This is a genomic window from Butyrivibrio sp. INlla21 (assembly GCF_900116875.1).
Classification (GTDB): Bacteria; Bacillota; Clostridia; order Lachnospirales; family Lachnospiraceae; genus Butyrivibrio.
Genome location: NZ_FPCC01000003.1, coordinates 146,629 through 160,238 on the forward strand (window position 1 = coordinate 146,629; position 13,610 = coordinate 160,238).

Annotated in this window: 11 protein-coding genes; 1 reads left to right on the forward strand and 10 read right to left on the reverse strand. The window is 41.8% G+C overall.

The genetic code is table 11. From position 1 onward, the window contains the following. Positions 1 to 175: 175 nt before the first annotated feature. The 8 genes from BM377_RS02230 to BM377_RS02265 form a co-directional block, all read right to left on the reverse strand. On the reverse strand, positions 176 to 1,810 hold the full coding sequence (locus BM377_RS02230; RefSeq protein ID WP_177223769.1) for an Mbeg1-like protein: 1,635 nt from the start codon (positions 1,808 to 1,810) through the stop codon (positions 176 to 178). A 148-nt stretch (positions 1,811 to 1,958) separates the two neighbouring features. Beyond that, positions 1,959 to 2,558 (reverse strand): bifunctional phosphoserine phosphatase/homoserine phosphotransferase ThrH, encoded by a 600-nt coding sequence (gene thrH / locus BM377_RS02235; protein ID WP_092243061.1) that lies wholly within the window; start codon positions 2,556 to 2,558, stop codon positions 1,959 to 1,961. Between the two features lie 120 nt (positions 2,559 to 2,678). Beyond that, positions 2,679 to 3,851, reverse strand: a complete 1,173-nt coding sequence (locus BM377_RS02240) for a Gfo/Idh/MocA family protein (RefSeq protein ID WP_092243063.1) — start codon at positions 3,849 to 3,851, stop codon at positions 2,679 to 2,681. A 17-nt stretch (positions 3,852 to 3,868) separates the two neighbouring features. After that, a complete protein-coding gene (locus tag BM377_RS02245; RefSeq protein ID WP_092243064.1) occupies positions 3,869 to 5,035 on the reverse strand; it encodes a Gfo/Idh/MocA family protein in 1,167 nt (388 codons plus the stop codon). Positions 5,036 to 5,087: 52 nt separating this feature from the next. After that, positions 5,088 to 6,179, reverse strand: a complete 1,092-nt coding sequence (locus tag BM377_RS02250; protein ID WP_092243065.1) for a Gfo/Idh/MocA family protein — start codon at positions 6,177 to 6,179, stop codon at positions 5,088 to 5,090. Between the two features lie 84 nt (positions 6,180 to 6,263). After that, positions 6,264 to 7,925, reverse strand: a complete 1,662-nt coding sequence (locus BM377_RS02255; RefSeq protein ID WP_092243068.1) for an extracellular solute-binding protein — start codon at positions 7,923 to 7,925, stop codon at positions 6,264 to 6,266. 38 nt (positions 7,926 to 7,963) lie between these two features. Then, positions 7,964 to 8,836 carry a carbohydrate ABC transporter permease gene (locus BM377_RS02260; protein ID WP_092243071.1) on the reverse strand — a complete coding sequence of 291 codons (873 nt, stop codon included), beginning with the start codon at positions 8,834 to 8,836 and terminating at the stop codon, positions 7,964 to 7,966. A gap of 14 nt (positions 8,837 to 8,850) precedes the next feature. Beyond that, positions 8,851 to 9,765: an ABC transporter permease gene (locus BM377_RS02265; RefSeq protein WP_092243074.1), complete on the reverse strand. Its 915-nt coding sequence runs from the start codon at positions 9,763 to 9,765 to the stop codon at positions 8,851 to 8,853. Positions 9,766 to 10,038: 273 nt separating this feature from the next. Between BM377_RS02265 and BM377_RS02270 the strand changes: the two genes are divergently transcribed. After that, positions 10,039 to 10,914 (forward strand): AraC family transcriptional regulator, encoded by an 876-nt coding sequence (locus BM377_RS02270; protein ID WP_092243077.1) that lies wholly within the window; start codon positions 10,039 to 10,041, stop codon positions 10,912 to 10,914. A 64-nt stretch (positions 10,915 to 10,978) separates the two neighbouring features. Here the strand turns inward: BM377_RS02270 and BM377_RS02275 are convergent, their stop codons facing one another. Then, entirely contained in the window at positions 10,979 to 12,670 is a 1,692-nt protein-coding gene (locus BM377_RS02275) for an extracellular solute-binding protein (RefSeq protein ID WP_092243080.1), read from the reverse strand. A gap of 53 nt (positions 12,671 to 12,723) precedes the next feature. Further along, positions 12,724 to 13,608 (reverse strand): carbohydrate ABC transporter permease, encoded by an 885-nt coding sequence (locus BM377_RS02280; RefSeq protein ID WP_092243083.1) that lies wholly within the window; start codon positions 13,606 to 13,608, stop codon positions 12,724 to 12,726. Between the last annotated feature and the right edge of the window lie 2 nt (positions 13,609 to 13,610).

The following is a 13,610-nucleotide window of genomic DNA, read 5'->3' on the forward strand; positions in this document are numbered from 1 at the left end:
TGAATTTAATTCAAAGCTCTAAAGGCGGAAAACTAAAAGACGATATAAAGAGTGAAGGAGGAAAGGGAACATGAATAACCTTTCAGAATTATAAAGTACCGTCACTGCGGCAGGATCCCGGTGGCGGTACTTTTTTGTTGCACAAGACCGGCAAGCGACTCTTTATCTTATTCACTTATTCATTACTTTCATACGGATTGACCGATCGTTCGTGCAATCCTCTCTTGGTCAAAATCTGAATGACTAGTCTTACGATACCGATAAGTATCAGGTAACTTCCCACAGTGATGGATTTACCGTAGTTAAGGCGCTGCGGCATAAACAAGGTTATAATGCCGAGGTTAAGGTTGATAACGGCTATCGTGATCATCCAGAATATTCCACCCTTTTTGATGGTATCTTTGTGTTTAACTATATAGAACACACTGGCTATTGCAAGGTAAAAGAACACTATCGAAACTAGCGCATTGGTCCATTTTGGTATTCTCTCAATATTGGAAAGAATAAAGACCATAAAGCTAAGTACAAATATATGGAATACCATTCGGCCTCGCTTAATAAAGGCTTTTTCCTCTCGAAGGCCTGCCTTTATAAGCCTTGTAGCGCTCCAGATTGCACAGGAAATCGCTACACCGCCGCCTATAAAGTTATACACAGCCTGAGGCGTGGCAAGGAAAATAATGCCCAACAATATAAGAAAGACATCAATAATACCTTGCTGCGTCTTAAGAGCTTCAAGAATCCTTATCTTCTCAAATTCACGCCATAGTGACCCGAAGAACTTGCCAAGTAGTATCTTGGTCTTACTCTCCGATCCCGCTGCGGATAGGATTATCGTTCCGAAATCGTGGATTCCGCTCTTGGATATATCTTCAAGCGAAACAGCTCCGCCTGACTTCATCGAATCAAACATATCCTTGGTAAATGACTTTCTCTGCTCCATGGTGGCATTACCGATCCAGTCGTCAATAACCCTGTTAAGCCCCGAGCTTTCTTCTGTCAGATGCAATCTGGTTACGAAATGGTCTCCTTCTACCTGCCACGTCATACCCGAATGCTGCAAAAGCTTAGTGGCATCGCTGGCAACTATCTTGTGCGGAACAGGAAGTTCAAAGAGCATTCCCACGATACTGTATGTAGGAACGATATGCGTAAGCTTCCACTTGATATCTTCAAACTTCTTCATATCGATAAGCTCGGGACAAAAGCCCGGACCGTCATTGCTGTATATATGTTTTATCCTGTCCTGAACATCATCGGAAATATGCATGGCAGCATAAAGAGCAAGATTACCTCCCTTGGAATGTCCGCCCACATACACATCACCTGCGTATTTATTCAAAATATGATTAAGATACTTAACAGCGGCTTTCTGCGCTTTTATCTCTTCAAAACTGATCTGGAAGTCCATTCTCCAGTCATCAATTTCCATTGTGGTTCCTCTAAACACCACAAAAACGGCACCACTTGGAAAATGAACGGTAAATGCCGTGATCATCATATCTCTCTCGGTATCTTTAATATCAAGATAATCGGAAAGCCTGAGCTCTCCGAACCTCTTGGAATTCCTCATATAGTAAGGCACCCAGCCAAAGTCCGTTTTAGGTGCGCCCTCCAAAGAATATGTCTTAATAAATTCTTCGGATGCCTTTTTTACAGTTACACTTCCCTCTTCATCCTTGCCGGGGATTATTCCGGCAAAATCATTATAAACAAGAAGCGAAAGCGCAAGATTATCTACTTCATTAAACGGAGCTCTTCCAAATGTCAGATCTCCGCGCCATTTTATATAGTTAATTACATTCGCCATATTTTGCTCCATCGTACATGAAATCAAAACCTAGTTCTATTATATTCTTCTTTTTTCAAAAAAGACAAACCAACATGAATAAAGAAAAAGAATCGCGCTCCTGTAAGAACGCGATTCCTCTTAATTACAATATTCAAATGGCTGATTATCAAAGTGCCTTCTTGATAGCTGCAAGAAGATCGTCATACTCTTCAAATGCGGGAAGTTCAGGGTAATCTGCCTTGATCTTATCCGTTGAACGGAAAAGGAAGCCTGCCTTTGAAGCCCGGATCATAGCAAGGTCGTTGTAGCTGTCGCCGCTTGCGATAGTCTCATATCCGATAGACTGAAGAGCCTTAACTGTTGTGAGCTTGGAATTCTCGATTCTCATCTTGAATCCAGTAATTTCTCCATTATCAGCAACCTCAAGAGAGTTGCAGAAAATTGTGGGCCAGCCAAGCTTCTCCATAAGAGGAGTTGCAAACTGTGTAAATGTATCACTTATGATGATTACCTGAGTAGTCTTTCTAAGTTCATCAAGGAATTCCTTGGCACCGGGAAGGGGATCTATCTTGGCGATAGTCTCCTGAATCTCCTTAAGACCAAGTCCGTGTTCCTTAAGAATTCCGATTCTCCAGTTCATAAGCTTATCATAATCGGGCTCATCCCTTGTAGTCTTCTTAAGCTCGGGGATTCCGCTCTCTTTTGCAAATGCGATCCAAATTTCAGGGACAAGTACGCCCTCAAGGTCCAAACATACGATATTCATAACAATACTCCAATCTAACTTTATTTATTACCGCGCATTAAATGCGATGCAATTCACAATACACAGTGCCCATTTTAACACATTAAAGCATCATAGACAACAAAGTATTTTATCATATGTTTACCAGCGGACCTGCCATCTTCCCGAGTATTCCGTATTCATACTGAGCTTATGCTCTGCCGGGCCGCCTTGTTTATCTTTATCCTTCTGCTTCGAAAGTTCTTTTACAAAAAGCTCCTTATCAAAAGGTATCTCGATTTCCCGGTCAAGCCATGTAGACAGATAAGCCGCGTTACTTATCGTAAGCGAATTTATACCTTCATATCCCGGAGCAACAAGCTCTTTTCCGGTTAAAAGATGGTCAGTAAAATTCTGAAGTATCTTGATATGGCCATTGTTATCCGTTCCAAAATTAAGCTCGATCTTACTGACTTTCTCATCGGTAACAAAGCCGAACTTCTCTTGTCTTAAGAGCTCTTCATCCCTATGCAAAAGAAACAGCTTAAGCTTTCCGTCCTCGGCTACAGCCTTACCCATTGTTCCTGATATCTCTATTCTGTTTGTTCCCGGATATTCTCCAGTGGAAGTAATGAAGACACCAGTCGCACCGTTTGGATAACGAGCATATATCGTTGCATCATCCTCGACTGCGATATCATGAAAATGACCTTTAATACAATGCGCATGAATACTTATCGGCATACCAATCATCCACTGCCAAAGATCCAGGTTGTGTGGGCACTGATTGATCAAAACTCCGCCGCCCTCGCCTTTCCAGGTAGCTCTCCAACCTGCGGAATCATAGTATCCCTGCGTCCTGTACCAATTGCTGATAATCCAAACAAAGCGCTTTATTTCGCCAAACATTCCGATAGAGATATAATATCGAAGTGCCTGATATAAAGGATCTGTTCTTTGATTGAACATGATCCCGAATTCTTTTCCGCTCTTCTTCGCCGCCTCATTCATAGTTTCAACCGAAGCCGTATCGACTCCCGCAGGCTTTTCGGTAAGAACGTTCCAACCGTTTTCAAAAGCTTCCACAGCTATTATCGGATGAAGATAATGAGGCGTAGCTATCAAAAGAACATCCGCCACTTTTTTCTTTATCATCTCATGATAATCGTCAAAATACAGAATATTATCACCGTAAATATCCTTGGCAGCATTTAGTTTTTCCATATCGGCGTCACAAAGCGCGGCAAGGGTTGCCCCTTTTACCGCGCCATCATAAAGCTTCCCTGCATGAACGCTTCCCATATTGCCGATACCGACAATAGCAAACTTGATCATATAAGCTTCTCCGTCTTTTATTTATAGTTTCCTACGGTAAAAGATTCATCTGCAAAGTTCTCAACGCTCTCTTTTTTCTCAAAGAAATGAGGTGCTTTCTTAACTATAGTTCCCGTATGAGCAAACTCCGAATCCATTGAAATAGGCATCTCTACCTGCTTTTTCATAATTCCGGCTGCATAGATAGCTGTGATAAGTTCAATGGTTCTTTTACCGTCTTCTCCCGTGATAAGAGGTCTTGTTCCGTTCTCAAGAGCTGTAAGATAATCATCTATCTCGCCTGTATGCCCTTCGTATTTAAGATCTGGGATACTGTTGTAGTAATCTGTGATTTCTTTAATAAGTTCTGTATTTCCGCCCTCTTTTGGAAAACCGTTGGCCTGTCCGATCTCTGCCTTTACATCAAAAGGAACCGAGATCTTGGCCTTCTCACACTGAAGCGATATACCCTGCTCCTCTCCGTGATGAACAACAGAGCTTAGGATCCTTGCCATGCTATTGTCCTTGTATCTTACGCATGCTACAGAAATATCCTCTACCTCCGCATTGTCGTGCATGACATTTGAAAGCATAGCGATTACTTCTGTAGGCTCACATCCCATCATCCAGTTGAGCATGTCGATATGGTGAACCGCATGGTTAAGTGTAGGTCCACCGCCCTCTTTTTCCCAAGTTCCTCTCCACCAGAGGTCATAGTATGAATGAGCTCTCCACCAAGCGGATTCAACCTCAGCGAAACAAAGCTTGCCCGCAAGTCCGCTGTCGAGGAGCTTTTTAAGCTTATAGACGCCGTTTCTGAATCTGTTCTGAGCAATGGCTCCGAGAACCACTCCGTTCTTTTTCTCGGCATCAAGCATCTCGTTGCACTCCTCAATGCTGGCTGCAAGAGGCTTTTCGCAAAGTACGTTGCAGCCGGCATTCATGCTGTCGATGCTGATGGAACTATGTACGTAAGGAGGAGTACATACATGAACAACATCTATCTTTATATCCGATTCAAGCATGCTCTTATGATCTGCAAAAACTTCAGCATCCTTAATATCATATTTTTCTTTCATTGCCTGCGCTTTTTCGGGGTAGATATCGCAAAGTGCTACGATCTTACATCTATCGGGGAATTCGAGAAGTCCCTTAACGTGCATATTGGCGATATTACCCGTTCCTACTATAGCTACGTTTATCATTATTACGTCTCCAATCTGTATGTGTTATATAACCCAAACCAACGCTAAGTGATTACTTATATCTGCGGCTTAAGTCCACCGCCTGCATCTGCGCTCTTACGCAAAGCTCGGCTGCTTTAAATGCATGTGCCTGTGTCATAGCATTTTCCGTTCTGTTGATACAGTCAAGTATGAGCTGACCAAAGAAGGGATATCCCACCTTGCCGGCAACTTCAAAATGCTGCTCTCCGTCTTTATTTACAAGGAAAACATGATCTGTCGTTCCGTCATTTGTTCCGACATTTACATACTTACGGATCTCAATATATCCATCGGTTCCGATGATAAATGTACGTCCGTCTCCCCAAGTCGAAAGGCCGTCGGGAGTAAACCAATCCACTCTGAAGTGCTGTGTCGCTCCGTTATCGCCAACTATTATTGCATCACCGTAATCGTCAAGTCCCGGATGATCGGGATGGTTGTAATTGGCAACTTCACTGTATGCGACGTGTGCGTTCTCTTCTCCGCAGAAGAATAAGAACTGTTCTATCTGATGGCTTCCTATATCACATAGGATTCCGCCGTATTTTTCTTTTTCAAAAAACCAATCGGGTCTTCCCTTGGGATCACCGATCCTGTGAGGTCCGAAGCCGTCTACATGAACCGGCTTTCCGATAAGACCTCTTTCAATAAGTTGTCCTGCATATACAGCCGATTCAACATGAATTCTCTCGCTGTAATAAACCATGTATTTCTTACCGGTCTCTGCCACCGTCTTTTTGGCTTCCTCAAGTTGTTCGAGTGTTGTAAGAGGAGCCTTGTCCGTAAAATAGTCTTTCCCCGCTTTCATAGCCCTTATACCCAAAGGGCATCTTTCGCTGGTAACAGCTGCAGAGCAAACAAGCTTAACTTCAGGGTCATCCAAGATTTCTTTTTCACTCTTTGCAACCTTAACTCCGGGATATGTCTTTACAAAATTCTCGACTCTCTTCTCATCATCGTCATATACCCACTTAAGAGTCGCTCCGGCTTCGATAAGGCCGTTACACATTCCGTATATATGTCCGTGATTAAGTGCTATTGCAGCAATGCAGAACTCACCGTCTTTAACAACAGGGCTCGGCTTCCCCTTTGGCGCATAATTCATTCCGTCTTGTTTACTCATTTTCTCTCCTTTAAAAATGCGAGGTGACAGGATTATTACTGCCACCCCGCATAAATTCAAATTAAATTCATTTTGGAAAAAGTATTACTGTCTCGCCTCGTAGTACTCAGTACGCTCATCGATGATAGTGTCTATACCAATGCTCTTAAGCTCATCCATGTACTCCTGGAAAGTAGCATCGAACTCAGCCTCAGGGCAAGTTACAACCTTAACCTGATAATCATCCTTTGCGATATTAAGATCTGTGATCAGATCTGCTGTTGAAGGTGATGTCCAAGAAGCGTCATGAATTACATTTCCTTCAAGCGCAAGCTCATAGTTCTGCATTACATAATCTTCAAAGCCGGGAGCCTCTTTAGCTGTGCACTTGTTGAAGTCCTCAACAGACTCGAAGTAACCCTGGTTACCTACAATAAAGATATCTGTACGGATCCAGTCCTTATCTGTTGCATTGAACTCAGCATCGATAACCTGAGGAACACCGTCAACCATGTTGTAGTTCTCGCCCTCAAATCCGTGATAAAGAACGAAACCGCCTTCCTTTGTGCACATCCAGTCAAGGTATGTCATGCAAGCCTCAACCTTCTCTTCATCAGCAGTCTTGGGGCAGAATGCGATAAGTCCGCCTTCACCGTAACCTGCGTTATATACCTGTCCGTCATTAACGTTTGCAAACTGAGGAATAGAAACAAAGTCTGCATCCGAAACATTCTCTCTGAGTGTCTTAAGAAGTGATCCGCGGAGAACATCAACGTTACCGTTTACACTGTACTCAGCAAAGCAAAGCTTACCTGATACGATCTGGCTCTTGAAATCATCTTCCTTAAGTGTGTAATACTCATGATGAAGAAGTCCGTTGTTGTATAGCTTGTTGAGGAACTTGTAGTAATCATGCATACCGGGATCATAGTAATCCTGGATAACTTCCTCACCGCCGCCGCAAATATTGTTCTTGAGAGGATCGTTTGCAATCTGTGAGAATACTTCCTTTAAGTTCCAGCCGTTCCAGATGATGGCTCCGACTGCATTCTTGTCGCCGTTGGGATTCTCATGAACCATCTTGTCAAGGCAGTTGTAAAGCTCATCGGGATTCTTGGGAACATCGAGTCCAAGCTTATCAAGAAGGTCCTTACGGATAAAGTAGTTACTCTTAGCTGTTGTAGCTCTTCTTGCTACGATTCCGTAAAGCGCTCCGTCTGAGTTACGTCCGATATCAAGAACATCGCTTCCGATATAAGCTCTAAGGTTCTGAGCCTGATCTTTTCCGTCTACAAACTCAGAAAGATCCCATGTACCACCCTGGTTAAAATAGTCTTCTGCATATGCATATGTGTATGTAAGTGTAAGGTCGGGAGCTTCACCTGCAGGAACAAGTGCCTGCATCTTGGTAACCTCATCCCATCTGGGAACAGGTACAAACTCTACGTTGATACCAACCTTGTTCATCTGCTCGTTAACATACTTGGTCCACTTGTTGTCAGTGATGGTTGAACCGTCAGGAGCATTGCTTCTGTCGAAAAGCTCTACAGTGATAGTCACGTTATCGAACTGCTTTGAACCGTATGTTGTCTGATACTTACTCGGTGTATCAGCTTTGGCTGAATCCTCTCCCCCTTCACTTGTTGTGTCAGCTGTGTCAGTGCTTGTTGTGCCCTGCTGAGCAGGCTCATTTTTGATACCGCACCCCGCAAGCATGGTAGTTGCAAAGACTGTTGCAAGAACCAAAGAAATAACTCTCTTTTTCATATTTTGCTCCTTTCGCATTTATAAAAGCTAAGACAGGATCAACCCTTAACTGAACCTATCATAACGCCCTTAACAAAGTACTTTTGCAGCCATGGATAAACCACAAGGATAGGCATTGTTGAAACCGCAACCGTTGCCATCTTAAGTGACTGCGTCATAACCTGAGTACCGATACCCTCCACATTAGCACCTGAGTTGTTGAGCTCACCTTCAAAAAGAAGGCTCTTAAGTCTTAACTGTAATGTATATTTCTCAGGACTCTTGATATAAAGAAGTGCATCGAAATATGTGTTCCAATATGCAACCGCATAGAAAAGTCCGATGGTTGCAATGATCGGTATTGAAAGAGGAAGTACGATCTTAAACAGTATCGTCATATATGAAGCGCCGTCTATTCTTGCCGCTTCCGATAAACTCTCGGGAAGGTTCCTAAAGAATGTACGCATTACGATGAAGTTGAATACGTTGATCGCCTGCGGTAAAAAAAGCGAAAGCAAAGTGTCGTACATTCCCAAACTCTTTACAACAATGAATGTAGGGATCATTCCACCGCTAAAATACATAGTGAAAAGAATAAAAATCGTAAAAGCTTTTCTTCCCGGAAGATCCTTGATTGATAAAGCATAAGCCGCAAAAATCGTAAGTATAAGAGAAAGTGCAGTTCCCAATAAAGTAACTATCACTGTTGCTCTCATCGCCAGCCAGATCTGTGTTTTTCCCAGAATCTGTCTGTAAGCATCAATATTAAAATCAATAGGATAAAAGGTTACCTTGCCTGAAAGAACCGCATTGTATCCGCTCATCGAATAAGCAAGTACGTTGAGAAACGGATACAGGCATATAAAACCTATGATAAAAAGTACTATTCCGTTTATAACCAGTCCTACCGACAGTTTTTTCTTTGTCGTCATATAAGCCTCCTAGATTAGATAATTCCGTCTTCGCCGATGAGCTTGGCAAATTTATCGGCAAGAACAAGTACAATGATGTTGAATACAGACTGGAAAAGTCCGATCGCAGTAGAGTCGCTGTACTTTGCTCTCTCAATACCTATTCTGTAGGTATATGTACTGATAACTTCGGATACACCCAAAACCTTCTTGTTACCGATAAGAAGAGGTGCTTCCAAGCCAATGGTCATCATCTTGGAGATCTGTAATATGAGCATTGTCACTATGACTGATTTAATTGATGGAAGTGTGATATAGATAAGTCTCTGGAACTTTGTAGCGCCATCAAGGTAAGCAGCTTCATACAAGCTCTCATCAACACCGGTAAGTGCCGCGAGATATATGATTGTTCCCCATCCGATCTCTTTCCAAACATTACATATAACGTAGGTAACAACCCACCAAGTATTGTCCGAAAGGAAAGGAATTGCTTTAAAACCTGCTCTCTCAACGATCATGTTGATCGTACCGTCTGTCACAGAGAACATGTTTACCGAAATAGCTGCAACAACTACCCATGAAATAAAGTGAGGCAGATATAGAATTGACTGTGTGACTCTCTTAAACAGTGCACTTCTTACCTCATTAAGCATAAGAGATACGATGATTGTAAGCGGAAAACTTACAAGCAGTGTTGCGAAATTAAGAATAAGTGTGTTGCGTACGGCGTGCCAGAAATTCTTATTGGCAAAAAGCTTATTGAAAACTTTAAATCCGCACCAAGGACTTGCAAGTACTCCCTTAAATACGTTGTAGTCCTTAAACGCTATGGTTACGCCATACATTGGTATGTATTTAAAGATGACGTAATATGCCAGTATCGGAACGAGCATCAGATATAGCCAGCGATAGTTCCATATCTTGGCACCAAGCTTACGATGATCTTTCATAGAAGCCTCCCAAAATTTTGAATTGTTTTTTGCTGGTTTTTAATATATCAAAGTATCGTCTGATTTCCGTCCACTTAATTGATAAGAACATTGCGTCAACTAACTTTTACAAAATATACTATTTGCAATGTTTTTACGTATTCATGCGGATTATCCATTAAAAATATAGAATTGTATATATTTTTTGTATCAATTTGCGCAATTTTTTAGCATTGTGTTGTGCACGTTTTCACGTTATAATACTCTATATTCAGAAATTAAGGGAGAACAACAATGGACGAGATAAGGAAAAGATCATACCATTCACTAGGCGCAGAATTGTTATGTGAGATCAAGAACGTCAGTGCCCCCTTCGATACGACTACTGACATGCATAATCACACCAACCACGAGATACTTATCGTAAAAAAGGGACGACTCAATCTCTTTACCGATCACGCGGGAATAGAATTAACAAGGGGTGATATTGCACTTATTCCGATGTATAAGTTCCACAGAGGTGAGATACTTACCACAAATGAATACGACAGAATAGTTATAAATGTCACTGAGAATATATTGGAAGATGCTTCGTATGATCAGTATGATCTTAATAAATGCTTTAAACCGTATAACGACAAGCACATCCACACCGCTCATCTGGATGAAGATGAACTGGAAGAAATCGACAAATACAGTTCTAAGCTAAAAGAGAATCTGTTCAGCAATTCTCCCGAATCGCCCATTCTTATAGATGCATATTTTAAACTTATACTTGTCATGATAAACAGAAAGTACAGAAAAAACGAACTCTCTCTTGCCGAAGACAAGATGCCCGACATAGTAAAGAGAACCTTTAATTATATAGACAAACACCTTACCGAGGATATCACACTTAAGTCTTTGGAAAACGAGATACACAACAACGGAACTTACATATCAAGATGTGTAAAAAAGATATCCGGACTTACGATCTCTCAATATATAATCGCAAAGAGAATCGCACTCGCCTGCAGATACCTTCGCGAAGGCAACACCGCAAACGAAGCTTGCTACAGATCCGGCTTTAACAACTACTCCAACTTCTCTCGCACTTTTACCAAGCAAGTCGGAGTATCTCCAAAACAGTTTCAGATTGAATATCGTAACGGCGTTATAGCAAATGTATAAAGAAAAGCCTTCTTCCTACACTTTGTAAATGTAAGAAGAAGACTTTTTAATTTAAATATTCTTATTATCTGATATTATCTGAAGGATAAACAGCGTCCCACTTCTCGGTTCTTTCATCAATAATAGCCTGTCCGCCGGAAGTAAGATAATCTGAAAGGCCTTCCTCCCATACAGAATCAAAATCTGCAGAAGGAGCTTTTACAGCGTTATCATAGCATGTATCTCTCTTAGCTGTGAGCGTATCGCCGGCACCTGTCTCAGCCTCGATATCACCTACATTAACATTGATACCTACTCTTGTATCTGTCTTTGCGATCTTGTCAGCATCAAGTATATCCTGAGGATCGATACCTGCATATGTGTGTGCAAGTGACTTATTTGTAAGATCCTCATTGGTAAGGTGAAGACCGTTACATGTGATCGTATAGTCGATATTCATTCCTGAGTTCTGTATAGCATCTCCTGTTGCGGCAACGATCTCATAACCGCCGTCATCAAGAACATTGTGTGTCACACCCTCTTCACCTACCTGAAGGAATTCGATTACTTCAGGGCTTGAAATATAATCAAGATAAAGCATTGACGCAAGAGGCTCATCATTGGTTGCGGGGAAGAATATCTTTCTGTCGATAGGACCGGCAAGGAACTTGTTGTGTCCGCCGTTCTTATCTTCAAAAGGATCGATAGCTATATACTTGGCATCGTCACCTATAAGTCTCTTAAGGTTTGCTGCGATTGAATCATCACCGTTTCTCCACGGATAATCCCAGTTATGTGTAAATGCTCCGACATAACCGGCTTTCATCATATCATCCTCAGTAGAATCACCTGAACCGTAAAGGTAGAAATCCTTCCACATAAGGCCTTCGTTATACCAGTCATTAAGAAGCTTAACACCTTCCTTGGTTCCGTTCTGAGTAAGCTTTCTGTCATCAAAACCATTTACATAATATTCTTTATCGGACATATTGGGATCCAAGAAAGATTCAATAAGTGTTCCTGCTCTCCAACCCACATCATATGATACCGAATAAGGGATCATCTTGTTTGCGTCAGCGCCAAGAAGTGTATCCGCATTCTCTTTAAACGCAACGAGAACATCATGGAACTCTTCCTTGGTTGTGGGCTCTTTAAGTCCGAGCTTATCAAGCCAGTCCTTACGAATGAATGTGATAACACGATTCATGTTTGCAAGCTTAGCTTCTATAGCCCAAGTTGTTCCGTCATTAAGATCCGAATTCCAATAAAGATTTGTTTCTCCAAGCCAGTTCCAAAGGTTTGGAAGCTCATCCTTATAATTGTCGATGTAAGGTCTCATATCGATTACAGCATCCATATCAGCGTAAGCTTTGATAGTAGGATATGAATAAGTCACACATACATCGGGAGCCGTTCCTGCTGCAAGCTGAGTGTTGATCTCATCTGTCTCAGTCCAACGGGGAATAGCTACAAACTCAACTTCAACATTGTGTTTTTCAAGCATGCCCTTTTTAATATACTCTGTGTAAACATTATTGGTAGGGTCCGAACCACCGTCGTTATTTCTGTCATATACCTCTACGGTGATATGTCTTGTGTCGGCAAATTTTCCGTCTGTAAGCTCAGAAGCGGCTGCATCCCCTGAAGCTACCGAATCAGAACCGTTTGAACCTGTGCCGGCCGGTGCGTTCGCAGATCCCCCGCCTGTGTTACCGCATGCTGCAAGAGAAAAGACCATTGCACATGCAAGAACAACCGATAAAACTTTTTTCTTCATCCTTATAACCTCCCATTATTTTTATATATAGTTTTTTTGCTTAACTACCCTCTTTATTCCTTTACCGCTCCGAGAGTTACTCCCGAAATGAAGTACTTCTGAAGGAAAGGATATATACAAATGATCGGAACCGTTGAGAACATAACAATTGCACATTTGATCGCTTCGTTAAGTCCCGGAGTTGTAAATCCCTCCTGCGTCGCAACCTCAACAGCATTTATATTTTTCAGAATGTTATATAAAAGAAGCTGCAAAGGATACAGTTCTTTGTTCTTAATGTACATAAGTGCATCAGAGTATCCGTTCCATCTTCCTACCGCATAGAATAATGCAAGCGTTGCCATAACAGGCTTGGAAAGAGGAATATAGATGCTGACAAGTATCCTTATAAAGCTTGCCCCGTCTATCTGCGCCGACTCCCTGAGAGACTCCGGTATTCCGTAAAAGAAACTTCTCATGATGATGACGTTATAAACGCTCATACAGCTGGGAATAATAAGCGCCCAAGGAGTATCTATCATTCCGATCCTAAAAAGAAGAAGGTAATTCGGAATAATACCTGCGTTAAAAAACATTGTGATGGTGACAAAAATGTTTATGAACTTTCTGCCCTTAAGTCCCTCAAAGATAAGAGGATAAGCGCACAACATCGTCATTGTAAGAGAAAGGATCGTACATCCGACTGTCAAAAACGCTGTCCACGCAAAAGACTTTATATATTTTGCATCCTTTAAAACATGCATATATGCATCAAAGTTTAAGCCTTTCGGCAATAAATAAACTTCTCTTCTGATAAGATAGTCAGTTCCCGAAACGGATTTAGCCAAAAGATTTATCATCGGGATGATACACATCAGAGAAATGATAAGGCAAATCAAAATAAATATCGCATCCCCAATCCTACTTCCGGTGGAATGCACCGCTCTACTTTCTTCCATTA

Coding starts and splice junctions, on each gene's coding strand:
- BM377_RS02240 (WP_092243063.1), bottom strand. CDS start 3,851: ATGATCAAGTTTGCTATTGTCGGTATCGGCAATATGGGAAGCGTTCAT.
- BM377_RS02230 (WP_177223769.1), bottom strand. CDS start 1,810: ATGGCGAATGTAATTAACTATATAAAATGGCGCGGAGATCTGACATTT.
- BM377_RS02275 (WP_092243080.1), bottom strand. CDS start 12,670: ATGAAGAAAAAAGTTTTATCGGTTGTTCTTGCATGTGCAATGGTCTTT.
- BM377_RS02270 (WP_092243077.1), top strand. CDS start 10,039: ATGGACGAGATAAGGAAAAGATCATACCATTCACTAGGCGCAGAATTG.
- BM377_RS02260 (WP_092243071.1), bottom strand. CDS start 8,836: ATGACGACAAAGAAAAAACTGTCGGTAGGACTGGTTATAAACGGAATA.
- BM377_RS02255 (WP_092243068.1), bottom strand. CDS start 7,925: ATGAAAAAGAGAGTTATTTCTTTGGTTCTTGCAACAGTCTTTGCAACT.
- BM377_RS02250 (WP_092243065.1), bottom strand. CDS start 6,179: ATGAGTAAACAAGACGGAATGAATTATGCGCCAAAGGGGAAGCCGAGC.
- BM377_RS02280 (WP_092243083.1), bottom strand. CDS start 13,608: ATGGAAGAAAGTAGAGCGGTGCATTCCACCGGAAGTAGGATTGGGGAT.
- BM377_RS02245 (WP_092243064.1), bottom strand. CDS start 5,035: ATGATAAACGTAGCTATAGTAGGAACGGGTAATATCGCCAATATGCAC.
- BM377_RS02265 (WP_092243074.1), bottom strand. CDS start 9,765: ATGAAAGATCATCGTAAGCTTGGTGCCAAGATATGGAACTATCGCTGG.
- thrH (WP_092243061.1), bottom strand. CDS start 2,558: ATGAATATCGTATGTTTGGACCTTGAGGGCGTACTTGTCCCTGAAATT.